The 21,365-nt window shown below is 69.0% G+C and carries 22 protein-coding genes; 14 read left to right on the top strand and 8 right to left on the bottom strand.

The features are described 5' to 3' along the window. Positions 1-28 precede the first annotated feature (28 nt). From AACG61_RS07315 to AACG61_RS07300, 4 genes are all read left to right on the top strand, one after another. Positions 29-997, top strand: coding sequence for an alpha/beta fold hydrolase (locus AACG61_RS07315; RefSeq protein WP_411839342.1), 969 nt, complete (start codon positions 29-31; stop codon positions 995-997). A gap of 65 nt (positions 998-1,062) precedes the next feature. Continuing rightward, complete coding sequence (locus AACG61_RS07310; RefSeq protein WP_411839341.1) at positions 1,063-1,707, top strand: glutathione S-transferase family protein; 645 nt, start codon at positions 1,063-1,065, stop codon at positions 1,705-1,707. A 106-nt stretch (positions 1,708-1,813) separates the two neighbouring features. Further along, a complete protein-coding gene (gene parE, locus AACG61_RS07305; protein ID WP_411839340.1) occupies positions 1,814-3,775 on the top strand; it encodes a DNA topoisomerase IV subunit B in 1,962 nt (653 codons plus the stop codon). After that, positions 3,775-4,098 (top strand): YnfA family protein, encoded by a 324-nt coding sequence (locus AACG61_RS07300; protein ID WP_411839474.1) that lies wholly within the window; start codon positions 3,775-3,777, stop codon positions 4,096-4,098. The genes parE and AACG61_RS07300 overlap by 1 nt, the downstream gene beginning before the upstream one ends. A gap of 10 nt (positions 4,099-4,108) precedes the next feature. Here AACG61_RS07300 and hemF read toward each other — a convergent pair whose 3' ends face one another. Beyond that, positions 4,109-4,975 carry an oxygen-dependent coproporphyrinogen oxidase gene (hemF, locus tag AACG61_RS07295; RefSeq protein ID WP_411839339.1) on the bottom strand — a complete coding sequence of 289 codons (867 nt, stop codon included), beginning with the start codon at positions 4,973-4,975 and terminating at the stop codon, positions 4,109-4,111. Positions 4,976-5,037: 62 nt separating this feature from the next. Between hemF and AACG61_RS07290 the strand changes: the two genes are divergently transcribed. Further along, complete coding sequence (locus AACG61_RS07290; protein WP_411839338.1) at positions 5,038-5,454, top strand: hypothetical protein; 417 nt, start codon at positions 5,038-5,040, stop codon at positions 5,452-5,454. Here AACG61_RS07290 and AACG61_RS07285 read toward each other — a convergent pair. Genes AACG61_RS07285 through clpS form a run of 3 tightly spaced genes read right to left on the bottom strand, consistent with a single transcriptional unit; the run spans position 5,451 to position 7,589 of the window. Then, on the bottom strand, positions 5,451-6,257 hold the full coding sequence (locus tag AACG61_RS07285) for an SDR family NAD(P)-dependent oxidoreductase (RefSeq protein WP_411839337.1): 807 nt from the start codon (positions 6,255-6,257) through the stop codon (positions 5,451-5,453). The two genes, AACG61_RS07290 and AACG61_RS07285, sit on opposite strands and share 4 nt — an antisense overlap. Next, positions 6,254-7,255 (bottom strand): class I SAM-dependent methyltransferase, encoded by a 1,002-nt coding sequence (locus AACG61_RS07280; protein WP_411839336.1) that lies wholly within the window; start codon positions 7,253-7,255, stop codon positions 6,254-6,256. The genes AACG61_RS07285 and AACG61_RS07280 overlap by 4 nt, the downstream gene beginning before the upstream one ends. A gap of 4 nt (positions 7,256-7,259) precedes the next feature. Beyond that, positions 7,260-7,589, bottom strand: coding sequence for an ATP-dependent Clp protease adapter ClpS (clpS, locus tag AACG61_RS07275; protein ID WP_411839335.1), 330 nt, complete (start codon positions 7,587-7,589; stop codon positions 7,260-7,262). Between the two features lie 273 nt (positions 7,590-7,862). On the opposite strand from clpS, the gene AACG61_RS07270 reads away from it, so the two are divergent. The 4 genes from AACG61_RS07270 (at position 7,863) to AACG61_RS07255 (ending at position 12,697) form a co-directional block, all read left to right on the top strand. Next, entirely contained in the window at positions 7,863-9,539 is a 1,677-nt protein-coding gene (locus tag AACG61_RS07270; protein ID WP_411839334.1) for a serine hydrolase, read from the top strand. Between the two features lie 191 nt (positions 9,540-9,730). Further along, a complete protein-coding gene (locus tag AACG61_RS07265; RefSeq protein ID WP_411839333.1) occupies positions 9,731-10,294 on the top strand; it encodes a GbsR/MarR family transcriptional regulator in 564 nt (187 codons plus the stop codon). A 3-nt stretch (positions 10,295-10,297) separates the two neighbouring features. Continuing rightward, positions 10,298-11,683 (top strand): cytochrome ubiquinol oxidase subunit I, encoded by a 1,386-nt coding sequence (locus AACG61_RS07260; RefSeq protein ID WP_411839332.1) that lies wholly within the window; start codon positions 10,298-10,300, stop codon positions 11,681-11,683. A 3-nt stretch (positions 11,684-11,686) separates the two neighbouring features. Further along, positions 11,687-12,697 carry a cytochrome d ubiquinol oxidase subunit II gene (locus AACG61_RS07255; protein ID WP_411839331.1) on the top strand — a complete coding sequence of 337 codons (1,011 nt, stop codon included), beginning with the start codon at positions 11,687-11,689 and terminating at the stop codon, positions 12,695-12,697. Positions 12,698-12,733: 36 nt separating this feature from the next. On the opposite strand, the gene ychF is transcribed toward AACG61_RS07255, so the two are convergent. Then, entirely contained in the window at positions 12,734-13,831 is a 1,098-nt protein-coding gene (ychF, locus tag AACG61_RS07250; protein ID WP_411839330.1) for a redox-regulated ATPase YchF, read from the bottom strand. A 145-nt stretch (positions 13,832-13,976) separates the two neighbouring features. Between ychF and trpA the strand changes: the two genes are divergently transcribed. The 4 genes from trpA to AACG61_RS07230 all read left to right on the top strand — a co-directional run bounded on the left by trpA (position 13,977) and on the right by AACG61_RS07230 (position 16,626). Next, a complete protein-coding gene (gene trpA, locus AACG61_RS07245; RefSeq protein WP_411839329.1) occupies positions 13,977-14,774 on the top strand; it encodes a tryptophan synthase subunit alpha in 798 nt (265 codons plus the stop codon). Beyond that, entirely contained in the window at positions 14,771-15,331 is a 561-nt protein-coding gene (locus AACG61_RS07240; RefSeq protein ID WP_411839328.1) for a VOC family protein, read from the top strand. Before trpA ends, AACG61_RS07240 begins: the two co-directional genes overlap by 4 nt. Beyond that, a complete protein-coding gene (locus AACG61_RS07235; RefSeq protein WP_411839327.1) occupies positions 15,328-15,819 on the top strand; it encodes an N-acetyltransferase family protein in 492 nt (163 codons plus the stop codon). The genes AACG61_RS07240 and AACG61_RS07235 overlap by 4 nt, the downstream gene beginning before the upstream one ends. A 63-nt stretch (positions 15,820-15,882) precedes the next feature. Continuing rightward, on the top strand, positions 15,883-16,626 hold the full coding sequence (locus tag AACG61_RS07230) for a TerB family tellurite resistance protein (RefSeq protein ID WP_411839326.1): 744 nt from the start codon (positions 15,883-15,885) through the stop codon (positions 16,624-16,626). Positions 16,627-16,630: 4 nt separating this feature from the next. On the opposite strand, the gene AACG61_RS07225 is transcribed toward AACG61_RS07230, so the two are convergent. Next, on the bottom strand, positions 16,631-16,993 hold the full coding sequence (locus tag AACG61_RS07225) for a response regulator transcription factor (protein WP_411839325.1): 363 nt from the start codon (positions 16,991-16,993) through the stop codon (positions 16,631-16,633). Positions 16,994-17,090: 97 nt separating this feature from the next. Here AACG61_RS07225 and AACG61_RS07220 point away from each other — a divergent pair, with 97 nt between their 5' ends. After that, positions 17,091-17,381: a hypothetical protein gene (locus AACG61_RS07220; protein WP_411839324.1), complete on the top strand. Its 291-nt coding sequence runs from the start codon at positions 17,091-17,093 to the stop codon at positions 17,379-17,381. 19 nt (positions 17,382-17,400) lie between these two features. On the opposite strand, the gene AACG61_RS07215 is transcribed toward AACG61_RS07220, so the two are convergent. Both AACG61_RS07215 and acs read right to left on the bottom strand, forming a co-directional pair. Continuing rightward, positions 17,401-19,191 carry an MFS transporter gene (locus tag AACG61_RS07215; RefSeq protein ID WP_411839323.1) on the bottom strand — a complete coding sequence of 597 codons (1,791 nt, stop codon included), beginning with the start codon at positions 19,189-19,191 and terminating at the stop codon, positions 17,401-17,403. Positions 19,192-19,394: 203 nt separating this feature from the next. Then, positions 19,395-21,347, bottom strand: coding sequence for an acetate--CoA ligase (gene acs / locus AACG61_RS07210; RefSeq protein ID WP_411839322.1), 1,953 nt, complete (start codon positions 21,345-21,347; stop codon positions 19,395-19,397). Between the last annotated feature and the right edge of the window lie 18 nt (positions 21,348-21,365).

Raw genomic sequence — 21,365 nt, 5'->3', positions numbered from 1 at the left:
TCCCCTGCGGGACGCGAAGGAGCGGGCGATGAGAAGACGGGCGTTCACCATGGCGGCACTGGCGGCGGCGGGCGCGGCATTGGGCGGCTGCGGCAGGCTGGTCGATGCCCGCGCCACCGCACGCGAGGCCACGTTCGAGGCGCAGTTCCCGCCGACCGGGCAGCTGCTGCAGGTGGACGGCACGACCGTCCATGTGGACATCAGGGGCCAGGGGCCGGACCTGATCCTGCTGCATGGCGCCAGCGGCAGCAGCCGCGACTTCACCTTCGATCTGGCCGACAGGCTGGCTCCGCGATACCGGGTCATCGCCTTCGATCGCCCGGGTCTCGGATGGACCGACCCGATCGGCGATCAGACCGACAACCCGATCGCGCAGGCCGATCTGCTGCAACGGGCGGCGGCGCAGCTGGACGTGCGCGATCCGATCGTGCTGGGGCACAGCTATGGCGGCGCGGTGGCCTTGGCATGGGGCCTGCGCGCGCCGGCCGACACGGCGGCGCTGGTCATCGTGTCGGGGGCCACGATGCCGTGGGAGGGCCAGATGACCGGCTGGTACGCCTTCATCGACACGCCTCTTGGCGACCGCGTGGGCCCGCCCATGCTGACCGCCCTGGCCCCCGTGGCCTTGGGAGAGCGGATCATGGAGGGCATCTTCGCCCCGCAGGCCGTTCCGCCCGGATATGCGGATTACATCGGCATCGGCCTGGCCGCACGGCGGCAGAACTATCGCGCCAATGCCGCGCAGATCAGCCATCTGCGCCCCTATCTGCGGGTCATGCAGGACCTGTATCCGCGCCTCGACATGCCGGTCGAGGTGATCCACGGCCAGCAGGACATGCTGGTTCCGGCGGGAATGCACGGGATGGAGCTGGTCAAGCGGCTGCCCGACGCGGCCCTGACCCTGCTGCCCGATCAGGGCCACATGCCCCAGCATGGCGATCCGCAGGCGATCATTGACGCCGTGGACCGCGCCGCGGCGCGCGCCGGGCTGCGCTGAGGGGGCTTGCGGGGCGCGCGGGTGCGCCGCAAGGTGCCCTCCGAACGAACCCAAAGGGGGCCATCATGCTGACCATCCACGGCGTCACCCGCTCGCGCGCATCGCGCGTCATCTGGCTCTGCCACGAACTGGACCTGCCCTTCCGGCAGGTGCCGGTCATCCAGGCCTATCGCATCGGCAATGCCGAGGCACCCGATGCGCCCGCGAACACGAAGAGCCCCGATTTCCTGGCCCTGTCCCCCGCGGGTGCGATCCCGGTGATCGAGGACGAGGGGCTGGTGCTGTCCGAATCGCTGGCCATCACGCTGCATCTGGCGCGCAAGCATGGCGGCCCCGCCGGTCCGCAGGACTATGCCGAGGACGCGCTGATGACGCAGTGGTCGCTCTATGGCGCGACCGCGATCGAGCCGGACGCGCTGACCATCCTGATGCTGGGCCAGTCCGCCGACGACGCCGAGATCGTGGCCGAGGCCGCGGCCCGTCTGGCCCGGCCCCTGGCCGTGGTGGAGGAGCATCTGGCGACGCATGCCTATCTGGTGGGCGGCCGCTTCACCGTGGCCGACCTGAACCTGGCCGAGATCATCCGCTATGCCCAGGGCGACGCGGCGCTGATGGCGCGCCACCCCGCGATCAGCGCCTGGCTGACGGCCTGTCAGGACCGTCCGGCCTTCAAGACGATGTGGGCCGCGCGGATGGCCGAACCGGCCTGAGACGCCGCAATCGGTGGGGTCCGGGCAGCGGGGGGCCACTACCCCTTGCCGCCCGCCCCCGGCGCGTGAGATAAGCGGTCCCGATCCCAAAGCGACGAGACGACCGATGGCCGACGACCTTCTTTCCGGCAATGCCGCCAGCGACGCCTATTCCGCAGCCTCGATCGAGGTGCTGGAGGGGCTGGAGCCCGTGCGCAAGCGCCCCGGCATGTATATCGGCGGCACGGACGAGCGCGCGCTGCACCACTTGGTCGCCGAGATCCTGGACAACTCGATGGACGAGGCCGTGGCGGGTCACGCGACGCGGATCGAGGTCGAGCTGGCCGCCGATTTCAGCGTCACGGTGCGCGACAACGGCCGCGGCATCCCCATCGACCCGCACCCCAAGTTCCCGGGCAAGTCCGCGCTGGAGGTGATCCTGTGCACCCTGCATGCGGGGGGCAAGTTCTCGGGCGACACCTATCAGACATCGGGCGGGCTGCACGGGGTGGGCGCGTCGGTCGTGAACGCGCTGTCGGACCTGATGGTCGTGCAGGTCGCACGCAACAAGGAGCTGTTCGAGCAGCGTTTCTCGCGCGGCATCCCGCAGGGGCCGGTGGCCCGGATTGGCGCGGCCCCGAACCGGCGCGGCACCACCGTGACCTTCCACGCCGACGAGGAGATCTTCGGCCATCACCGCTTCAAGCCCGCGCGGCTGATCAAGATGGTCAAGTCCAAGGCCTATCTGTTCTCGGGCGTCGAGATCCGCTGGAAGACCGAGATCGACGACGGAGAGACCCCGCGCGAGGCGACCTTCCATTTCCCCGGCGGCCTGGCCGATTATCTGACCGAGACCCTGACCGGCGCCAGCACCTATGCCGAGCGTCCCTTCGCGGGCAGCGTCGATTTCAACGCCAAGTTCGGCGTGCCGGGCAAGGTCGATTGGGCCGTGAACTGGACCCCCGCCCGCGACGGCTTCATCCAGTCCTATTGCAACACGGTCCCCACCCCCGAGGGCGGCACGCATGAGATGGGTTTCTGGGCGGCCGTGCTGAAGGGCATCCGCGCCTATGGCGAGCGCGTCAGCAACAAGAAGGCCGCCAACATCACCCGCGAGGATCTGGGCACGGGCGGCTGCGCGCTGGTCAGCTGTTTCATCCGCGAACCGGAATTCGTGGGCCAGACCAAGGACCGCCTGGCCACGACCGAGGCCGCGCGCCTGGTCGAGGGCGCGGTGCGGGACCATTTCGACACCTGGCTGGCCTCTGACACGAAATCGGCAGGCGCGATCCTGGATTTCCTGGTCCTGCGCGCCGAGGAGCGCCTGCGCCGCAAGCAGGAGAAGGAGACCGCCCGCAAGACCGCCACGAAAAAGCTGCGCCTGCCCGGCAAGCTGGTCGATTGCAGCGCCACGAACCGCGAGGGAACCGAGCTGTTCATCGTCGAGGGCGATTCGGCGGGCGGATCGGCCAAGATGGCGCGCGACCGCACCAATCAGGCGCTCTTGCCGCTGCGCGGCAAGATCCTGAACGTGCTGGGCGCGGCATCGTCGAAGATGGGCGCGAACCAGGAGATCAACGACCTCTGCCAGGCGCTTGGCGTGGGCATGGGCTCCAAGTTCAACGTGGACGACCTGCGCTATGACAAGGTCATCATCATGACCGACGCCGATGTGGACGGCGCGCATATCGCCAGCCTGCTGATGACGTTCTTCTTCACGCAGATGCGGCCGATGATCGACCGAGGGCATCTCTATCTGGCCTGCCCGCCGCTGTATCGCCTGACGCAGGGGGCGCAGCGGCTCTATGTGGCCGACGATGCCGAGAAGGAGCGGATGATGCAGAAGGGCCTGGGCGGGCGGGGCAAGATCGACGTCCAGCGCTTCAAGGGTCTGGGCGAGATGGACGCCAAGGACCTCAAGGACACGACCATGAACCCTAGGACGCGCAAGCTGATCCGCGTCAGCATCGACGATGACGAAGGCGGCGAGACCGGCGATCTGGTCGAACGCCTGATGGGCAAAAAGCCCGAGCTGCGCTTCGAATACATCCAGGAGAACGCCCGCTTCGTCGAGGAACTGGACGTGTGATCCCGGCCATCGGCCTCTACGTCGCGGCCGCTTTGGCCGAGATCGCGGGGTGCTTTGCCTTCTGGGCCTGGCTGCGGCTGGACCGGTCCGTGCTGTGGCTGGTGCCGGGCGTGGCGGCGCTGGCACTGTTCGCGTGGCTGCTGACGCAGGTTCAGGCCGATTTCGCGGGCCGCGCCTATGCGGCCTATGGCGGCATCTACATCGCCGCGTCGCTGGCCTGGCTGTGGCTGGTCGAGGGGCAGGCCCCCGGCAGGCTGGACCTGCTGGGGGCCGGACTGTGCATCGCCGGGGCGGCGGTGATCCTGTGGGGCGCGCGGGCCTGAGCGGACGGGTCTAGACCCACTTGGCCAGCGGCGGCAGGCTCATCAGCACGGCATCGGCATTGTGGCCGGTTTCCAGCCCGAACTTGGTCCCGCGGTCATAGACCAGGTTGTATTCCGCATAGAGTCCTCGGTGGATAAGCTGCGCGTCGCGGTCCGCATCGTCGAAGGGCTGGGCCATGCGCGCCTCGGCCAGGGGCAGGAAGGCGGGCAGGAAGGCCTCGCCCACGGCCTGGGTGAAGGCGAAGTCGGCCTCCCAATCGCCGCTGTTCAGGTCGTCGTAGAAGACCCCGCCCACACCGCGCGCCCGGCCGCGATGGGGGACGAAGAAATACTCGTCCGCCCAGGCCTTGAACCGGTCGTAATAGTCGGGCCCGTGCGGGGCGCAGGCCGCGCGCAGCACGTCGTGGAAATGCGCGGTGTCGTCCACGTATTCGATGCAGGGGTTCAGGTCGGTGCCGCCGCCGAACCACCACGCGCCGGGGGTCCAGAACATGCGCGTGTTCATGTGCACGGCCGGCGCATGGGGGTTGCGCATATGCGCGACCAGGCTGATGCCCGATGCCCAGAAGCGCGGGTCATCGGCCATGCCCGGCACGCCGCGGGCGGCCATCGCGGCCTGCGCGCGCGGCGCCAGCATGCCGTGGACCTCGGACCAGTTGACGCCGACCTTCTCGAAGACGCGGCCGCCGCGCATGACCGACATCAGCCCGCCGCCGCCATCCTCGCCCCGCGCGGTGGGCGTCACCTCGAAGCGGCCGGCGGGAGCGTCGCCGGGGCCGCGATCCTCCAGCGCCTCGAAGGCCGCGACGATGCGGTCGCGCAACGCGTGAAACCACTGGGCGGCGCGGCGACGTTGGTCGTCCATCATGGACCTCATTCGTGATTTGCAATGGTGCCCGCCTTGCGGCTAGCGTGCCCGGACATCTAAAGAGAGCCGCCATGCGCCGCAACACCGCCCTTGCCCTGACGCTGACCCTGCCCCTGGTGCTGGCCGCCTGCGGCACGCCCCAGGAACGCTGCATCAGCCGAAACACCAGCGAATACCGCACCGTCAGCGCCCTTCTGGCCGAGGTCGAGGGCAATCTGTCGCGCGGCTATGCCTGGGAGGAGCGTCAGGTCGTGCGAAGCCGGTTCGCGCAATGCGAGCGGGTGTTCCGCGACAAGGACGGCAAGGCGCAGATCACTACCTATGGCTGCTGGCGCGACTATGTGGACACGGAATCCTACCGCGTGCCCATCGACCCCGCCGCCGAGATCCGCAAGCGCGACGGGCTGAAGGCCCGTCAGGCGACGCTGGCGCGCGGCGCGGAGGCCGCGGTCTCGGCCTGCCGCGCCGCCTATCCCGAAGAGGCCTAGAGCACCTGCGAGGTCACCGGATCGGCCAGGCTGCGCCCGCCGTCCACGGTGATGATCTGACCGGTCACGAAGCGCGCCCCGTCGCTGCACAGGTAATGCACCGTCTCGGCAAGCTCGTCCGCCGGGGCGATGCGGCCGAGGGGCGTGCCCGCGATGACCTGCGCGCGCTGTTCGGGATGATCGCGCAGTGCGCATTGCAGCTCATGCGACATGACGCTGCTGAAGCTGACGCCGTTCACGCGGATGCGGTGCGGCGCCAGGGCCAGGGCCAGCCCCCGCGTCGCCTGTTCCTGCGCCGCGCAGGCGATGGAATATCCCAGCATCGACGGGATCGGCCGCCGCGCCGCAAGGGTCGAGATGTTCACGATGGCGCCGTTCTGGACCGAGGCCGCGTCATTCTCCGCCTGCCGGATCATGCGTTTCGCGACCATCTGCGACAGGCGCAGACCGGCCAGCATGTTCTGGCGCAGCATCTCCTCCAGCGCGTCCATGTCGGTGTCCAGCGGATCGCTGCCCCGCACGAAGCGGTGGGCGTTGACCAGGATGTCCACCCGGTCGAAGGCGTCCAGCGTCGCCGAGAGCAGGTTCGCCATGTCCAGCCGCTCGCAGACGCTGCCCACGAAATGGCGCAGCTGCGTCTGGTCGTCGGCATAGTCGTCCATCACCGACTGCAGCGCGGCCTCGTCGCTGTCGGCCATCATCACATGCGCCCCGCGTTCGGCCAGATGGCGCGCGATGGCCAGGCCCACGCCGCGCGCGGCCCCGGTGACGATGGCGGTCTTGCCTTGGATCGACAGCGTCATCGCCGCGCCCCCCGGGCCGCGCCCTTGCCGGCGGCGGTGGCCTCGATCACCTTGAAGCGCGTGTCGCCGCCGATCTCGTGGACCTGCCCGAAATGCTGGGCCAGGACGGTCTCGTAGGGAAGGTGCCGGTTGGCGACCATCCACAGGCGGCCCGCCCCGGTCAGGATGCGGGCGGCGGTCTCGATGAAGGCCGCGCCAAGGCGCGGATCGGCCTGACGGCCCTCGTGGAAGGGCGGGTTCATGATGACCCCGTTCACCGGCTCGCGCAGCCGGAAGCCGCGCGCGTCCGCCCAGTGAAAGCGGGCGCGCGGATCGGTCACGTTCATCCGCGCGGATTCCAGCGCGGCGTGATCGGCCTCGACCAGGTGGATCTCGGCGATGCCCGGACGCGCCAGCGCCTGCGCCGACAGCCAGCCCCAGCCCGCGCCCAGGTCCACGACCCGCGTCGGCATTTTGGGCGGCAGATGCTGCGCCAGCATCCGCGATCCGGGATCGACCCCGTCGGCCGAAAAGACGCCGGGCAGCGTGCGGAAACCGGGCTCGACCTCGCGGGCCTCGGCGCGCCAGTCCGCGGGCAGCCCGCCCTCGGGCAGGGTCACGCGGAAGATCTTGCCATGAGCCTTGCTGATCACGTCCGCGACCGGGGCCAGCCCGCGCAGCTCCTTCAGCAGCGAATCGACGCCGTCGGTCTTCTGGCCGTCCACCCAGAGGGTGCCGCCTTCGGGCAGATGGTCGGCCGCCAGCGCCATGCGCGCACGCGCCGCGGCCTTGGCCCGCGGCAGGCGCACGATCGCCAGATCAAAGCGCCCGTCGGCCGCGGGGGCCACCGTAAGGCCGCGTTCGGCCAGCGCGTCGTGATCGGGGGCATGGCCCTGCACGATCGTCAGTCGGGCGGGGTCCAGCGGGAACAGGTGGTCGGCAGCGGTTGCGCCGACGAACAGCACCCGGCCTCCGGGATGGCCGTCCGGAAAGGCCAGGTCCAGTCGTGATTGGGTCACGCGATTACTCTTTTTCCATGGTGCATTGCAGGGGATGCTGCTGACGCCGGGCCAGCTCCATCACCTGGGCGACCTTGGTCTCGGCCACCTCGTGAGAGAAGACGCCCACCACCGCCACGCCGCGCCGATGCACGGTCAGCATGATCTCGATGGCCTGGGCATGCGTCATGTGGAACAGCCGTTCCAGCACGTGCACGACGAACTCCATCGGCGTGAAGTCGTCGTTCAGCAGCAGGACCTTGTACATCGGTGGCCGCTGCGACTTGGCGCGCGGCTTGACGGCAAGGTCGGACTGGTCGTCGGGATTGTCGGGTGCGGTCATCCAGTGCGTCATCGGGCTGCGGTCGTTCCTGAATGCTGCGAATGCTGCGGTGAGACGGGGGCGCGCCGCGCGCGCCCCGTGATCCTGGAAATATAGCGCAATCCGGCCCGGATGAAAGCCCCCCGCCGGGACGCGATCCGCCGCAGGCCGGGACCGGCGCCGGGATCAGGTCGAATTAAAGTCGATTGCCCGGTTTCAAGGATAAAAACCGCGTGCTATTATCGGTTCATTAACGACGGGCATGCGATCAACGACATGTCCGCTTGAGGCAGAGAGACAGCGACAGTGATCCCAATCGTGAACGCCTTCCGGCTGACGTGTCATGCCGTCCTGGCCGTGGTCCTTCTGGCCCTTCCGGTCGCGGCCGCGCCCTTCGCGGCCTATGTGATGGACGCCCGGACCGGTCAGCCCATCTACCGCCAGAACTCGGACACGCGGCTGCACCCGGCCTCGCTGACCAAGATGATGACGCTCTACATGGCGTTCTCGGCCATCGAACGGGGGCAGGTGCGGCTGGATTCGCGCTTCACCGTGTCCAGCAAGGCCGCGAACGAACCGCCCTCCAAGCTGGGTCTGCGCGCCGGTCAGCAGATCGAACTGCGCTATCTGCTGCGCGCCGCGGCGATCAAGTCGGCCAATGACGCCGCCACCGCCATCGGCGAGGGTCTGGCCGGGTCGGAGGAGGCCTTCACCCAGCAGATGACCCAGATGGCCCGCGCCCTGGGGATGAACAACAGCCAGTTCCGCAACGCGCACGGCCTGACGACCGAGGGGCACTTCTCGACCGCGCATGACATGAGCGTGCTGGGCCGGCATCTGTTCTACGACTTTCCGCAGTACTATAACCTCTTCTCGCGCCGCTCGGCCGATGCGGGCATCGCGCAGGTCTCCTCGACGAACCGCCGCTTCCTCGACGCCTATCAGGGCGCGGACGGGATCAAGACCGGCTATACGCGCGCCGCGGGCTTCAACCTGACCGCCTCGGCACAGCGCGGCAACAAGCGGCTGATCGCCACGGTCTTCGGCGGAACCTCGACCGCGCATCGCAACCAGGTCATGGCCGAACTGCTGGACAGCAGCTTCACCCGCATTCCCGACCGCGTGCGCGAGGTGCGGCCCAGCCAGCCGCGCATGCTGGTGCAGGCCACGACCCGCCGCGCGCAGGTCGCCCCCAGCCCCGCCGCGACGCAGGCCGAACCGCAGCGGCTGGTGCTGCAGGCATCGCCCCCGCCCGCGACCCGTCCTGCGGCCGCCTCCAGCCTGGTCGCCGCCGCCGCGCCCGCAGCCCCCGTCGATCTAACCGAGGCGCTGCGCCGCGCCGGTGCCACGGCGCCCGTGGCCCCCGGCGTCGCGCTGGCCAGCAGCGCGCGCCCGCGCGCCCGTCCCGGCAGCGCGGCGCCGACCGCGCAGGCGGTGGCCGAAGCCGTGGCGAATGCGGTGGCCTCCGATGCGCCGGTCGCGGCACAGGCCAGCCTCGCGGCCTCGGCCCTGGCCGGATCGGCACGCCCCGCCCCCTCGCCGCGCCGCTCGGCCAGCGTCGCCGCCGTCGCGCAGCCCGAACCCGCCCCGGCGGCCGAACCGCAGGCCCGGGCCGAGGCGGGCACCCTGTCGCTTGGCAGTTCCGCCGCACCCAAGCCCCGGTCCGAGACGGTGATCCTCGCCGCCATGGGCGAGGGCGACCTGGGCGGCCCCGAACCGCTGGAGGTGGTGCGCCGCCCCACCGACAGCGGCCGCAACTGGGGCGTGTCGCTTGGCACCTATACGTCGCAGACCGAGGCCGACCGCCTGCTGCTGGGCTTGGCGCTGCAGGACGGCAACCTGTTCGGCGCGGCCTCGCGCCAGGTCGCCAACACCAATCGCGGGTTCGAGCCGCGCTTCGGCAACCTCAGCAAGGGCCATGCCGAACTGGCCTGCGAACGCATGCGCAGCCGCTCGCAACCCTGCTCCGTCATCGGCAACTGACCCTGCCCGCCCACAGCCGCGCCCCATCCGGGCGCGGCTGCATGCGTTCCCGAGGACAGCCTCCGCATCATCACCGTCCCCGCCCGGCACCGCCCTCTCCCCATCCACCCTGCGACATCACGCCTGATCCCGGCATCCCGCATCCGCGATACATTGATTTCAGAAATTTCTGAAATTACGGGAACACGCGAATGTCACTCTCGGGTCTGCGTCAGGACTTCATCCTTCATTTCGGCGAAATGGGGTCGCGATGGGGCATCAACCGCACCGTCGGTCAGGTCTATGCCCTGCTGTTCCTGGCGGATGCGCCGCTCTGCGCGGACGACATCGTGGGCGCCCTCGGCTTCTCGCGCTCGAACGTGTCGATGGCGCTCAAGGAACTGCAGAGCTGGAACCTGGTCCGGCTCAAGCATCGCCCCGACGACCGCCGCGAATTCTTCACCACGCCGGACGACCTCTGGGAGATCGTGCGCACCCTGGTCGATGAGCGCCGCAAGCGTGAGATCGACCCGACCCTGACCAAGCTGCGCGAGCTGTCGATGGCCGAGCCGGACCCGTCCGACCGCGCCGCCCATGCCCGCATCGCCGAGCTGCGCGAGCTGATCGAGCAGATGACCCGCTTTCACGACGATCTGGCCCGCTTCGAGACCGAGCGCCTGATCGCGCTGATGAACATGGGCGCCCGCCTCGGGCGCCTGGTCGACGGGGCGGGCAAGCTGATCCCGATCCGTCGCAGAACCGACAAGAAAGGCTGAGCCATGGACCCGCTGATCCTGTCGCGGATTCAATTCGCCGCGAACATCTCGTTCCACATCCTGTTCCCGACCATCACGATCGCGCTTGGCTGGGTGCTGCTGTTCCTCAAGCTGCGCTTCAACCGCACGGGCGACGAGAAATGGATGGACGCCTATCGCTTCTGGGTGAAGGTATTTGCCCTGTCCTTCGCGCTCGGCGTCGTGTCGGGCATCACCATGTCCTTCCAGTTCGGCACCAACTGGCCCGGCTTCATGGAAAGCGTCGGCAACATCGCCGGGCCGCTGCTGGCCTATGAGGTGCTGACCGCCTTCTTCCTCGAGGCCGCCTTCCTGGGCATCATGCTCTTCGGCTTTCGCCGCGTGCCGGGCTGGCTGCACACGACCGCGACCTTCCTGGTGGCGTTCGGCACCACGCTGTCGGCCTTCTGGATCCTGGTCCTGAACAGCTGGATGCACACGCCCGCGGGCTATGAGGTGATCGACGGCGTGGTCCACGCGACCGACTGGATGGCGATCATCTTCAACCCGTCGCTGCCCTACCGCCTGACGCACATGCTGCTGGCCTCGGGGCTGACGGTGGCCTTCCTCATCGCGGGCATCTCGGCACTGCGCTGGATCTGGGGCGACCGGGGGGCCGAGGTGCGGGCCACGCTGCGCTTCGGCGCGACGCTTGGCGCGGCGCTGATCCCGCTGCAGATCTATGCCGGCGACATGCACGGCCTGAACACGCTGGAACACCAGCCCGCCAAGGTCGCCGCGATGGAGGGCAACTGGGAGACGCAGGGCAACGTGCCGCTGGTCCTCTTTGCCCTGCCCGATCAGGAGGCGCGCGAGAACCGGATGGAGATCGCCATCCCCAACGTCGCATCCCTGGTCCTGACGCACAGCCTGGACGGCGAGGTGCCGGGCCTGAACGATTTCGTGGCCGCCGACGGCACCCCCGAACACCCGCCCGTGGCCCCTGTCTTCTTCAGCTTCCGGATCATGGTGGGCATGGGCATGGCGATGCTGGCCCTGTCCTGGTCGGCCCTGTGGTTCATGCGCCGCGGCCGCGGGGTCGAAGGCCTGCCGCGCCCTTGGATCCATGCCTTCGTCGCGATGGGCTTCTCGGGCTGGATCGCCACGCTTGCGGGCTGGTACGTGACCGAGATCGGGCGTCAGCCCTGGCTGGTCACGGGCGTCCTGACCACCAAGGAGGCGGTCGGCCCGGTCAACGGCGGCATGGTCGCCTCCAGCCTGGTCGCCTACCTTCTGGTCTATGCGGTCCTGATGGCGGCCTATATGGGCACGCTGACCTATATGGCGCGCCGCGCCGCGCGCCACGATCCGCTGACCCCCGACCTGCCCACCCCCGACGCGGGCGTGCGCGCCCTGCAACTTGCGGAGTAGATCATGCACCTCTTCGGTGATCCGTTCATCTGGCTGCCCTTCGTCTTCGCGATGCTGATGGGCCTCTCCATCCTGATCTATGTCGTCCTGGACGGCTTCGACCTGGGGGTGGGCCTGCTGTTCCCCTTCGCCACCCCGTCCGAGCGCGACCGCATGGTCGCCTCGATCGGTCCCTTCTGGGACGCGAACGAGACCTGGCTGGTTCTGGCCATCGGCCTGCTGCTGGTGGCCTTCCCGGTGGCGCACGGGGTGATCCTGACCGCGCTTTACCTGCCGGTGACGGTCATGCTGATCGGCCTGATCCTGCGCGGCGTCGCGTTCGAGTTCCGCGCCAAGGCCCCGACCCGGCACCGCTCCGCGTGGAACCGGGCGTTCTTCGCGGGCAGCCTGGCCTCGACCCTGGCGCAGGGCTTCATGCTGGGAATGTATGTCACGGGGCTGCAGGCCAGCTGGGCCAACATCGCCTTCGCGCTGCTGACGGCGGTGTTCCTGACGGTGGGGTTCAGCGTCATCGGCGCGACCTGGCTGATCGGCAAGGCCGAGGGCATCCTGCAGGCCAAGGCGATCCTCTGGGCTCGTCGCGGCATCTGGGGTCTGGTGGCGGGCATCGCCGCGATATCCGCCGCATCGCCCCTTGTCAGCGCGCGCATCTGGGACAGGTGGTTCAGCTGGCCGGAGGTCGCGATCCTGGCCCCCCTGCCGATCCTGTCGGCGGTGCTGATCGTCACGCTGTGGCGCGTCCTGCACGCCCTGCCGATGCAGGACGACCGCATGGCCTGGACGCCCTTCGCCCTGACCACGACGCTGTTCGTCCTGGCCTTCGGGGGGCTGGCCTACAGCTTCTATCCCTATGTCGTGCCCGAGCGGATGACGATCTATGAGGCCGCCGCCGCGCCCGAGGCGCTGACCATCATCCTGGTGGGCGCGCTGATCGTCCTGCCGGTCATCATCGCCTATTCGGTGCTGGCCTACACGGTCTTCCGCGGCAAGGCGACCGACCTGACCTATTACTGAAGGACGAAGGCGGGCCGCCCGGCCCGCCCTCTCCCGTCAGCCGTTGAACAGGAAGTGCAGGACGTCGCCGTCCTTAACCTCGTAGGTCTTGCCCTCGACGCGCAGCTTGCCGGCCTCGCGCGCCCCGGCCTCGCCCTTGCCCGCGATGTAGTCGTCATAGGCGATGGTCTCGGCCCGGATGAACCCCTTCTCGAAATCGCCATGGATGACGCCGGCCGCCTGCGGGGCCAGAGTGCCCCTGGTGATGGTCCAGGCGCGCGCCTCCTTGGGGCCCACGGTGAAATAGGTCTGAAGGCCCAGCAGCGCGTATCCGGCGCGGATCAGCCGGTCCAGGCCCGGCTCCTCCAGCCCCATCTCCGAGAGGAACATCTCCGCCTCCTCGGCGTCAAGCTGGCTGATCTCCTCCTCGATCCGGGCCGAAATGACCACATGGCCCGCGCCCTGCGCCTCGGCCATCTCGCGGACCTTCTCGGACAGGGCGTTGCCGTTCGCGGCCTCGTCCTCGGCGACGTTGCAGACGAACAGCACCGGTTTCGCCGTCAGCAGCTGCAGCATGTCCCAGACCCGGCGGTCGTCATCGGCCACCGCGACGGTGCGGGCGGGCCGCCCCGCCTCCAGCGCGGCCAGCGCCTGACGCAGCAGCCGGTCCTGATCCAGCGCGTCCTTGTCGCCGCCCTTCAGCTTGCGCGACAGGTTGGCCAGGCGACGCTCGATCGATTCCATGTCGGCGATCATCAGCTCGGTCTCGATCACCTCGGCATCGGCCAGCGGATCGACACGGCCCTCGACATGGGTGATGTCGCCATCCTCGAAGCAGCGCAGCACATGGGCGATGGCGTCCGTCTCGCGGATGTTGGCCAGGAACTGGTTGCCCAGGCCCTCGCCCTTGCTGGCGCCCTTCACCAGACCCGCGATGTCGACGAAGGTGATGCGCGTCGGGATGATCTGCTTGCTGGCCGCGATGGCCGCCAGGGCGTCCAGCCGCGGATCGGGCACCGCGACCTCGCCCACGTTCGGCTCGATCGTGCAGAACGGAAAGTTCGCCGCCTGCGCCGCGGCCGTCTTCGTCAGCGCGTTGAACAGCGTCGACTTGCCGACATTGGGCAAGCCCACGATCCCCATGCGAAAGCCCATGACAGCACCCTTTCCCGTCAGAATATCCCGCGCCTGTTACGCGCCCGGCGCGTCCAAGTCCAGCCTCGGCCCGCGCCCCCGCCCGGTGATTGCACACACCCCCCCATGCGGGTTAGGGATTAGCCCACGAAATGCAGGGGCGGACATGACCAGAATCGACGACAGGTTTGCGGCACTCAAGGCGCAGGGCAGGAAGGCCTTCGTGGCCTACATGATGGCATCCGACCCCGACGACGCCACCGCCCTGCAGATCATGCGCGGCCTGCCCGAGGCGGGCGTGGACATCATCGAGCTGGGCATGCCCTTCACCGACCCGATGGCCGATGGCGGCACGATCCAGGCCGCGGGCCAGCGCGCCCTGGCCCAGGGCGGCAGCGTGACGCGCACGCTGGACATGGTGCGCGCGTTCCGCGAGGGGGATGCCACGACGCCCATCGTGCTGATGGGATACTACAATCCGATCTATGCGCGGCAGGGCGGGGTCGAGCGGTTCCTGACTGACGCGGTCGCGGCGGGGGTGGACGGGCTGATCGTCGTGGACCTGCCCCCCGAGGAGGATGCCGAGCTGTGCGTGCCGGCGACCGCCGCGGGGCTGAACTTCATCCGCCTGGCGACGCCCACCACCGATGACCGCCGCCTGCCCGCGGTCGTGGCGAACACGACGGGCTTCGTCTATTACGTTAGCGTCACCGGCATCACCGGCGCCGCCGCCGCCAATGCCGCCGACGTGGCCCCCGAGGTCGCCCGCATCCGCGCGGCCGCGGGCCTGCCGGTCGTCGTGGGCTTCGGCATCTCGACGCCCGAGGCCGCGCAGGCCATCGCCTCGGTCGCGGATGGCTGCGTCGTGGGCAGTGCCATCGTCAAGCTGATCGGCGAGGGCCGCCCCGTCCCCGAAATTCTGGACTTCGTCCGCGACCTGGCCGCCGGGGCGCATCGCGGGTGAGGCTGGCCTTCGACCATGCGGCCATCGCCGCCCGCAGCCTGGAGGAAGGCGCGGCCTGGCTGGCCGAACGCGGCCTGACCTTCGAGCCGGGCGGCCGCCATCCGGGCATGGGCACGCATAACCGCCTGATGTCGCTTGGTCCAGGCGAGTATCTGGAACTGATCGCGCCCGATCCCGAGGGCGATTTCCGGCCCTGCTGGTTCGGGCTGGACGGGTTCGACGGCCCGCCGCGCCTGGCGGGCTGGGTCATGCGCGCCGATCCGCTGGAGGCGCCTGCGGGCACGCGCACCGTGCAGGCGCGGCGGGGCGATCTGTCCTGGCGCATCACCCTGCCGCTGGCGGGACAGATGCCCCGCGACGGTGCGCAGCCCATGCGGATCGATTGGGGCGGCGGGCCGCACCCCTCCGACCGGCTGCCCGACCGGGGCTGGCGGATGACGCGCCTGACGCTGCCGCTGGAACGGCTGGAGCTGGACGACCGCCGCCTGATGCTGACCGGGGCGGGCACGCCGATGAGCCTGACGCTGCAGGGTCCGGACGGGACGGTCGTGCTGTGATCCTGCGCGACGCCATGCCGGGCGACGTGCCGGCCATCGCCGCGATCTGGAACCCGATCGTGCGCGACACGACCATCACCTTCTGGCCCACCGAACGCAGCCACGACCAGATTGCCGCCATCGTCGTCGAACGGCAGGCGGCGGGCCAGGCCTTCCTGGTGCTGGAGGACGGGGGCATCGCGGGCTTCGGCACCTATGCCCAGTTCCGCGGCGGCGCGGGCTATGCCCGCAGCCAGGAGCACACCATCTATCTGGCGCCCGAGGCGCGCGGGCGCGGACAGGGGCGCGTCCTGCTGCGCGGGCTGGAGGATCACGCCCGCGCGCGCGGCCATCGCCTGCTGATCGGCGGCATCACCGGGTCGAACACCGCGTCGGTCGCCTTTCACGCCGCGATGGGCTATGCCCAATGGGGCCGCATCCCGGCGGCGGGCTGGAAATTCGGGCACTTTCACGATCTTGTGCTGATGGGACGCGACCTTTCGATCTGAGAGGCGAGCCCTGGGGCAAAGCGCCCCTATCGCCGGTCCTGTTTCGGCGCTAACCTTTGTCGCATGGATTGCTGCACCACGCCCGACACCTGCACCGGACCCTGCCCCGCCCTGCCCAGGCCCCGCAGCTTCTGGCAGCGCATGGCCGACCGAATCGTGGCCTTTCTGTGGACCTCGCGCCCGGCCACGCCGGGCGAGCGGTCGGTGGCCTTCACCATCGCGGTCATCGCGCTTGGCGCGAAGCTGGCCAAGGTGGACGGGACCGTCGCCCGGTCCGAGGTCGCGGCCTTCCGCCGGGTCTTCATCATCCCCCGGTCGGAGGAGCGCAACGCCGCCCGCGTCTTCGACCTCGCGCGTCAGGATGTGGCTGGTTTCGATGCCTGGGCGCGCAAGATAGCGTCCATGTTCCGCCCCGGCGACCCGGTCCTGCTGGACGTGATGGAGGGGCTGTTCGTCATCGCGGTGGCCGACGGCGCGCTGCAGCCCGCCGAGATCGCCTTCCTGGACGAGGTCGGCCGCATCTTCGGACTGGCGCCCCAGCAGATCGCCGCGATCCGGCGCCGCCACGACCGGGGCGCGGACTGTCCGCCCTGCGAGGTGCTGGGCGTGGCCCCCGACACGCCCCTGCCCGAGGTCAAGCGCCGCTGGCGCCAGCTGCTGCGCGAAAACCATCCCGACCACGCCATCGGCCGCGGCCTGCCCCCCGAGGCTATCCGCCTGGCCGAGGCGCGCACGCGCCGCCTGAACGAGGCCTGGGAAAGCTATCGCCTGCGCCACGCGCAGAGCCTGCAGATGGGCGCCGCCTGATCCGTCAGGCCAGCAGCCGCGCCATCTCGGCCCTGAGTTCGGCAAGTTCGAAGGGTTTGGCCACGAACCCGTCCGCCCCGAGCGCCAGCCCCTTGCGCCGCTCCAGCACCGAGCCGCGCGCGGTCATCATCAGCACCCGCACATGGGCCAGGTCGGGATCGGCGCGCAGATCCTCCATGATCTGATAGCCCGAGACCTCGGGCAGCATCACGTCCAGCAGGACCAGATCGGGCCGGGTGCGGCGTATGCGTTCCACCGCGCCGCGGCCGGTGGCGATGCGGGCGGGGCGATGCCCGTCGCGGGTCAGCAGGAAATCCAGCGCGACGGCGATGTTGTCCTCGTCCTCGATGACCAGGATGTCGGCCATGGGGGCCTCCTGCGGGCGGGTCGCGGCGCTGGACGCCGTCGACAGGGTTGCTAAGGTCGCGTCCGATCGGGACGCATGAGCAGGGAGACATGGGGCGATGGTGACCGAACTGATACAGGCGCAGGCGACGGACGTGTTCCGCATCGGCCTGATCGTGGCGCTGGTGGTGACAATGTTCCGCACGCGAGCCGCGACGGGAACGGTGCTGCCTCTGGCGGCGGGTGTCCTGTTCGTCGCCGTGATCGTGCCCCTGACGCAGGGCGGGACGGTGGCGGCGCCGATCTGGCTGCAGATCGCGACCGGGATCGGCGTCAACCTGGTCTTCGTGGCGGTGGCCCTGGCCGTGGCCGGGGTCCTCCGTTCGGCGCTGGGTGCGGGCCGGGGCTGACCCCGGCCCGGCCCGTCGGTCAGGTGCGGTCGTCGAAGATGTCGCGCTTGTGGCTGTTCGAGGGCACGAACAGCGTCCCGATGATCACCGTCATCACCGCGATGACGATGGCATACCACAGGCCCGCATAGATGTTGCCGGTCTGCGCCGAGATCGCGAAGGCGGTCGCGGGCAGCAGGCCCCCGAACCAGCCGTTGCCGATGTGATAGGGCAGCGACAGGCCCGAATAGCGGATCCGGGTCGGGTAGAGCTCGACAAGCTGCGCGGCGATCGGGCCGTAGACCATCGTGACCAGCACGATCAGATAGGTCAGGATCAGCACGATCGAGATGTTCTGCGCATTGAAGATGTCGAAGAAGTGGTCGGCGCGGGCGACGCTGGTGTTCTCGCCCGGAACCAGGGGATAGCCGGCCTGGGTCAGGGCGGCGTTGATCTCGCTCTCGAAGCGGGCCTTCTCGGAGGCCAGGGCCTCGCCCGTCAGGGTGTTGCCGTCATAGCCGTTGATCAGCGTGTCGCCGACCTGGACGGTCGCGACCGACCCCGCGGCCGCATCGACCGTGGTCGAGTTGACCGAGGACCGCGACAGCAGCGCCTTCACGATGTCGCAGCTGTTGTTGAACTTGGCCGTGCCGACCGGGTTGAACTGGAACGAGCAGTCGGCGGGATCGGCGGTGACGGTCACGACGGTCTGCTGGGCCGCCGACAGGACCGGGTTCGCGACCTTGGTCAGCAGCGGGAAGACGAACATGTAGGTCGCCGCCGCCAGCGCGCAGCCCGCCAGGATGATCGGCTTGCGGCCGATGCGGTCGGACAGGCGGCCGAAGATGATGAAGCCCGCGGTGCCCAGGATCAGCGACCAGGCGACGAAGACGTTCGCGCTGAACTGATCGACCTTGACGACGTTCTGGATGAAGAACAGCGCGTAGAACTGTCCCGAATACCACACGACCGCCTGGCCCGCCGTCAGGCCGAACAGCGCGATCAGGGCGATCTTGCCGTTCTTCCAGTTGCCGAAGGCCTCGCGCAGCGGTGCCTTGGACTGGGCGCCCTCTTCCTTCATCTTCTTGAAGGCCGGCGATTCGTTCATCGACAGGCGGATGTAGAGCGAGATCAGCAGCAGGAAGATCGACCCCAGGAACGGGATCCGCCAGCCCCAGGCCCGGAACGGCTCCAGCATGACCTGCGCACCGGTCGCGTCCAGCATGGGCGATCCGTCCAGGTTGACCTGCGGCACCGGCGGGTAGTTGCCGTTGACATAGGAGGTCACCATCAGGATCACGATCAGCGACAGAAGCAGGCCGATGGTCGCCGTGGTCTGGATGAACGAGGTGAAGTAGCCCCGCTGGCCCTGCGGCGCGTGTTCGGCCACATAGACGGCCGCGCCGCCGTATTCGCCGCCAAGCGCCAGGCCCTGCAGCATGCGCAGCACGATCAGGATGATGGGCGCGGCGATGCCCCAGCTCTGATAGCCGGGCAGCAGGCCCACGATGAAGGTCGAGACGCCCATGATCAGGATCGTCGCGAGGAAGGTGTATTTCCGGCCGATCAGGTCGCCCAGGGCGCCGAAGACCAGCGCACCGAAGGGACGCACCAGGAAGCCCGCCGCGAAGGCCAGCAGCGCGAAGACGTTGCGCGTCGATTCCGGGAACGCGGTGAAGAACTGCGCGCCGATGATCGAGGCCAGCGAGCCGTAGAGATAGAAGTCGTACCATTCGAAGATCGTGCCGGCGGATGACGCCAGGATGACCTTCTTCTCCTCCCTGGTCATGGGACGAGCGCGTTCGACGGCGTTCGTTGTGATGTCGGCCATAGGCCTCCTCCTCCTGTGGTGCCGGGCTTGGCCCGTGCTGGGTCAGATCAACGATGCGGGCGCGGGGCCGGCATCGCATCCTCTTGTCGTTGCGCCGGGGGGCCTTGGGCCCCCGCGGCGGTCGTCCCGCGGCCGATCCCTCCTCCAGGACCATGCGGCCGCGGGTTGCGTCCCGGCGCAGGTCGCGCGCCGGGACGAAATCCTCAGGCGTTCATGCGGTTGGCGATCAGTTCGTCCACGACCTCGGGTTCCGCCAGGGTCGAGGTGTCGCCCAGGGTCGCGTGGTCGTTCTCGGCGATCTTGCGCAGGATGCGCCGCATGATCTTGCCCGATCGGGTCTTGGGCAGGCCGGGCGCCCATTGGATCAGGTCCGGCTTGGCGATGGGGCCGATCTCGGTGCGGACCCATTTCTCAAGGTCGGCGCGCAGCTCCTCGGAGGGCTCGACCCCGTTCATCAGGGTGACATAGGCATAGATGCCCTGCCCCTTCATCGGGTGCGGATAGCCCACTACCGCGGCCTCGGCGACCTTCTCATGGGCGACCAGCGCGGATTCGACCTCGGCCGTGCCGAGGCGGTGGCCGCTGACGTTGATGACGTCATCGACCCGGCCGGTGATCCAGTAATAGCCGTCCTCGTCCCGCCGGCAGCCGTCCCCGGTGAAGTAGTATCCGGGATACTGCTGGAAATAGGCCTCCTCGAAGCGGGCATGATCGCCCCACAGCGTGCGCATCTGGCCGGGCCAGCTGTCGGCGATGCACAGCACCCCCTCGGCCGGGTCGCCCTGCTGCACCTCGGCCGTGGCCGCGTCCAGGATCACCGGGCGCACCCCGAAGAAGGGCAGCGTGGCCGATCCGGGCTTCGTCTCGATCGCGCCCGGCAGCGGCGTGATCAGGTGGCCGCCGGTCTCGGTCTGCCACCAGGTGTCGACGATGGGACAGCGCCCCTTGCCGACATGCTCGTTGTACCAGTTCCAGGCCTCGGGGTTGATCGGCTCTCCGACGGTGCCCAGGATGCGCAGCGAGGACAGGTCATGCGCCTCGACCGGCTCGGGGCCCTTGGCCATCAGCGAGCGGATCGCGGTGGGCGCGGTGTAGAACTGGGTGACCTTGTGCTTGGCGCAGACCTCCCAGAAGCGGCCGGCATCGGGCCAGGTCGGCACGCCCTCGAACATCACCGTGGTCGCGCCGTTGGCCAGCGGGCCATAGATGATGTAGCTGTGGCCCGTGACCCAGCCCACATCCGCCGTGCACCAGAAGACGTCGCCGTCGTGATAGTCGAAGGTGTACTGATGCGTCATCGCCGCATAGACCAGATAGCCGCCGGTCGTGTGCACGACCCCCTTGGGCTTGCCGGTCGATCCGGAGGTGTAGAGGATGAACAGCGGGTCCTCCGCGCCCATCGGACGGGGCGGACAGTCGGGGGCCACCTGCTCCATCTGCGCCTTGACGTCGATGTCGCGCCCGTCGATCCAGGTGGTCTGGTCGCCGGTATGCTTGACCACCAGGCAGCGCACCTTGTCCGAACAGTGCAGCAGCGCCGCGTCCGCATTGGACTTCAGCGCGGTCCGGCGGCCGCCGCGCGGCGCGGTGTCGGCGGTGATCAGCACCTTGGCGCCGCAATCGTTGATGCGGTTGGCCAGCGCGTCGGGCGAGAACCCCGCAAAGACGATGGAATGGATCGCGCCGATCCGCGCGCAGGCCAGCATCGCATAGGCGGCCTCGGGGATCATCGGCAGATAGATCACCACGCGGTCGCCGCGCATCACGCCCTGGCTCAGCAGGACGTTGGCAAAGCGGTTCACCTTCTCGGAGAGCTGGGCATAGGTGATGTGCTGGGCGGGCGTCTGCGGATCGTCCGGCTCGAAGATGATTGCGGTCTGGTCGGCGCGGGTGGCCAGGTGGCGGTCGACGCAGTTGACCGAGGCGTTCAGCACCCCGTTCTCGAACCACTTGATGCTGACCTGACCCAGGGTGAAGTCGGTGTTCTTCACGCGGGTGTAGGGCGTGATCCAGTCCAGCCTGCGACCCTCGCGCGCCCAGAACGCCTCGGGATCGGCCAGCGATTCGTCATAGAGCCGCGCATAGTCGCCCGGTCCCGCATGGGCATTCTCCAGACCCGCAGGAATTGCGTGTTTCCGAATGTTTTCAGCGGTCATGACATCCCCCTTGTCATC

The organism is Paracoccus sp. ME4, from assembly GCF_046736325.1.
In the GTDB taxonomy this organism is placed as follows: Bacteria; Pseudomonadota; Alphaproteobacteria; order Rhodobacterales; family Rhodobacteraceae; genus Paracoccus.
Note: the sequence above shows the minus strand (reverse complement) of the source record. Positions and strands in the feature narration are given on the sequence as shown.

What these genes read in the sequence shown, in the direction of transcription:
- parE (WP_411839340.1), top strand. Translation starts at nt 1,814, where the DNA reads ATGGCCGACGACCTTCTTTCCGGCAATGCCGCCAGCGACGCCTATTCC.
- AACG61_RS07260 (WP_411839332.1), top strand. Translation starts at nt 10,298, where the DNA reads ATGGACCCGCTGATCCTGTCGCGGATTCAATTCGCCGCGAACATCTCG.
- clpS (WP_411839335.1), bottom strand. Translation starts at nt 7,589, where the DNA reads ATGACGCACTGGATGACCGCACCCGACAATCCCGACGACCAGTCCGAC.
- ychF (WP_411839330.1), bottom strand. Translation starts at nt 13,831, where the DNA reads ATGGGCTTTCGCATGGGGATCGTGGGCTTGCCCAATGTCGGCAAGTCG.
- AACG61_RS07215 (WP_411839323.1), bottom strand. Translation starts at nt 19,191, where the DNA reads ATGGCCGACATCACAACGAACGCCGTCGAACGCGCTCGTCCCATGACC.
- AACG61_RS07225 (WP_411839325.1), bottom strand. Translation starts at nt 16,993, where the DNA reads ATGGCCGACATCCTGGTCATCGAGGACGAGGACAACATCGCCGTCGCG.
- AACG61_RS07315 (WP_411839342.1), top strand. Translation starts at nt 29, where the DNA reads ATGAGAAGACGGGCGTTCACCATGGCGGCACTGGCGGCGGCGGGCGCG.
- AACG61_RS07230 (WP_411839326.1), top strand. Translation starts at nt 15,883, where the DNA reads ATGGATTGCTGCACCACGCCCGACACCTGCACCGGACCCTGCCCCGCC.
- AACG61_RS07290 (WP_411839338.1), top strand. Translation starts at nt 5,038, where the DNA reads ATGCGCCGCAACACCGCCCTTGCCCTGACGCTGACCCTGCCCCTGGTG.
- AACG61_RS07310 (WP_411839341.1), top strand. Translation starts at nt 1,063, where the DNA reads ATGCTGACCATCCACGGCGTCACCCGCTCGCGCGCATCGCGCGTCATC.
- hemF (WP_411839339.1), bottom strand. Translation starts at nt 4,975, where the DNA reads ATGAGGTCCATGATGGACGACCAACGTCGCCGCGCCGCCCAGTGGTTT.
- trpA (WP_411839329.1), top strand. Translation starts at nt 13,977, where the DNA reads ATGACCAGAATCGACGACAGGTTTGCGGCACTCAAGGCGCAGGGCAGG.
- AACG61_RS07255 (WP_411839331.1), top strand. Translation starts at nt 11,687, where the DNA reads ATGCACCTCTTCGGTGATCCGTTCATCTGGCTGCCCTTCGTCTTCGCG.
- AACG61_RS07285 (WP_411839337.1), bottom strand. Translation starts at nt 6,257, where the DNA reads ATGACGCTGTCGATCCAAGGCAAGACCGCCATCGTCACCGGGGCCGCG.
- AACG61_RS07220 (WP_411839324.1), top strand. Translation starts at nt 17,091, where the DNA reads ATGGTGACCGAACTGATACAGGCGCAGGCGACGGACGTGTTCCGCATC.
- acs (WP_411839322.1), bottom strand. Translation starts at nt 21,347, where the DNA reads ATGACCGCTGAAAACATTCGGAAACACGCAATTCCTGCGGGTCTGGAG.
- AACG61_RS07265 (WP_411839333.1), top strand. Translation starts at nt 9,731, where the DNA reads ATGTCACTCTCGGGTCTGCGTCAGGACTTCATCCTTCATTTCGGCGAA.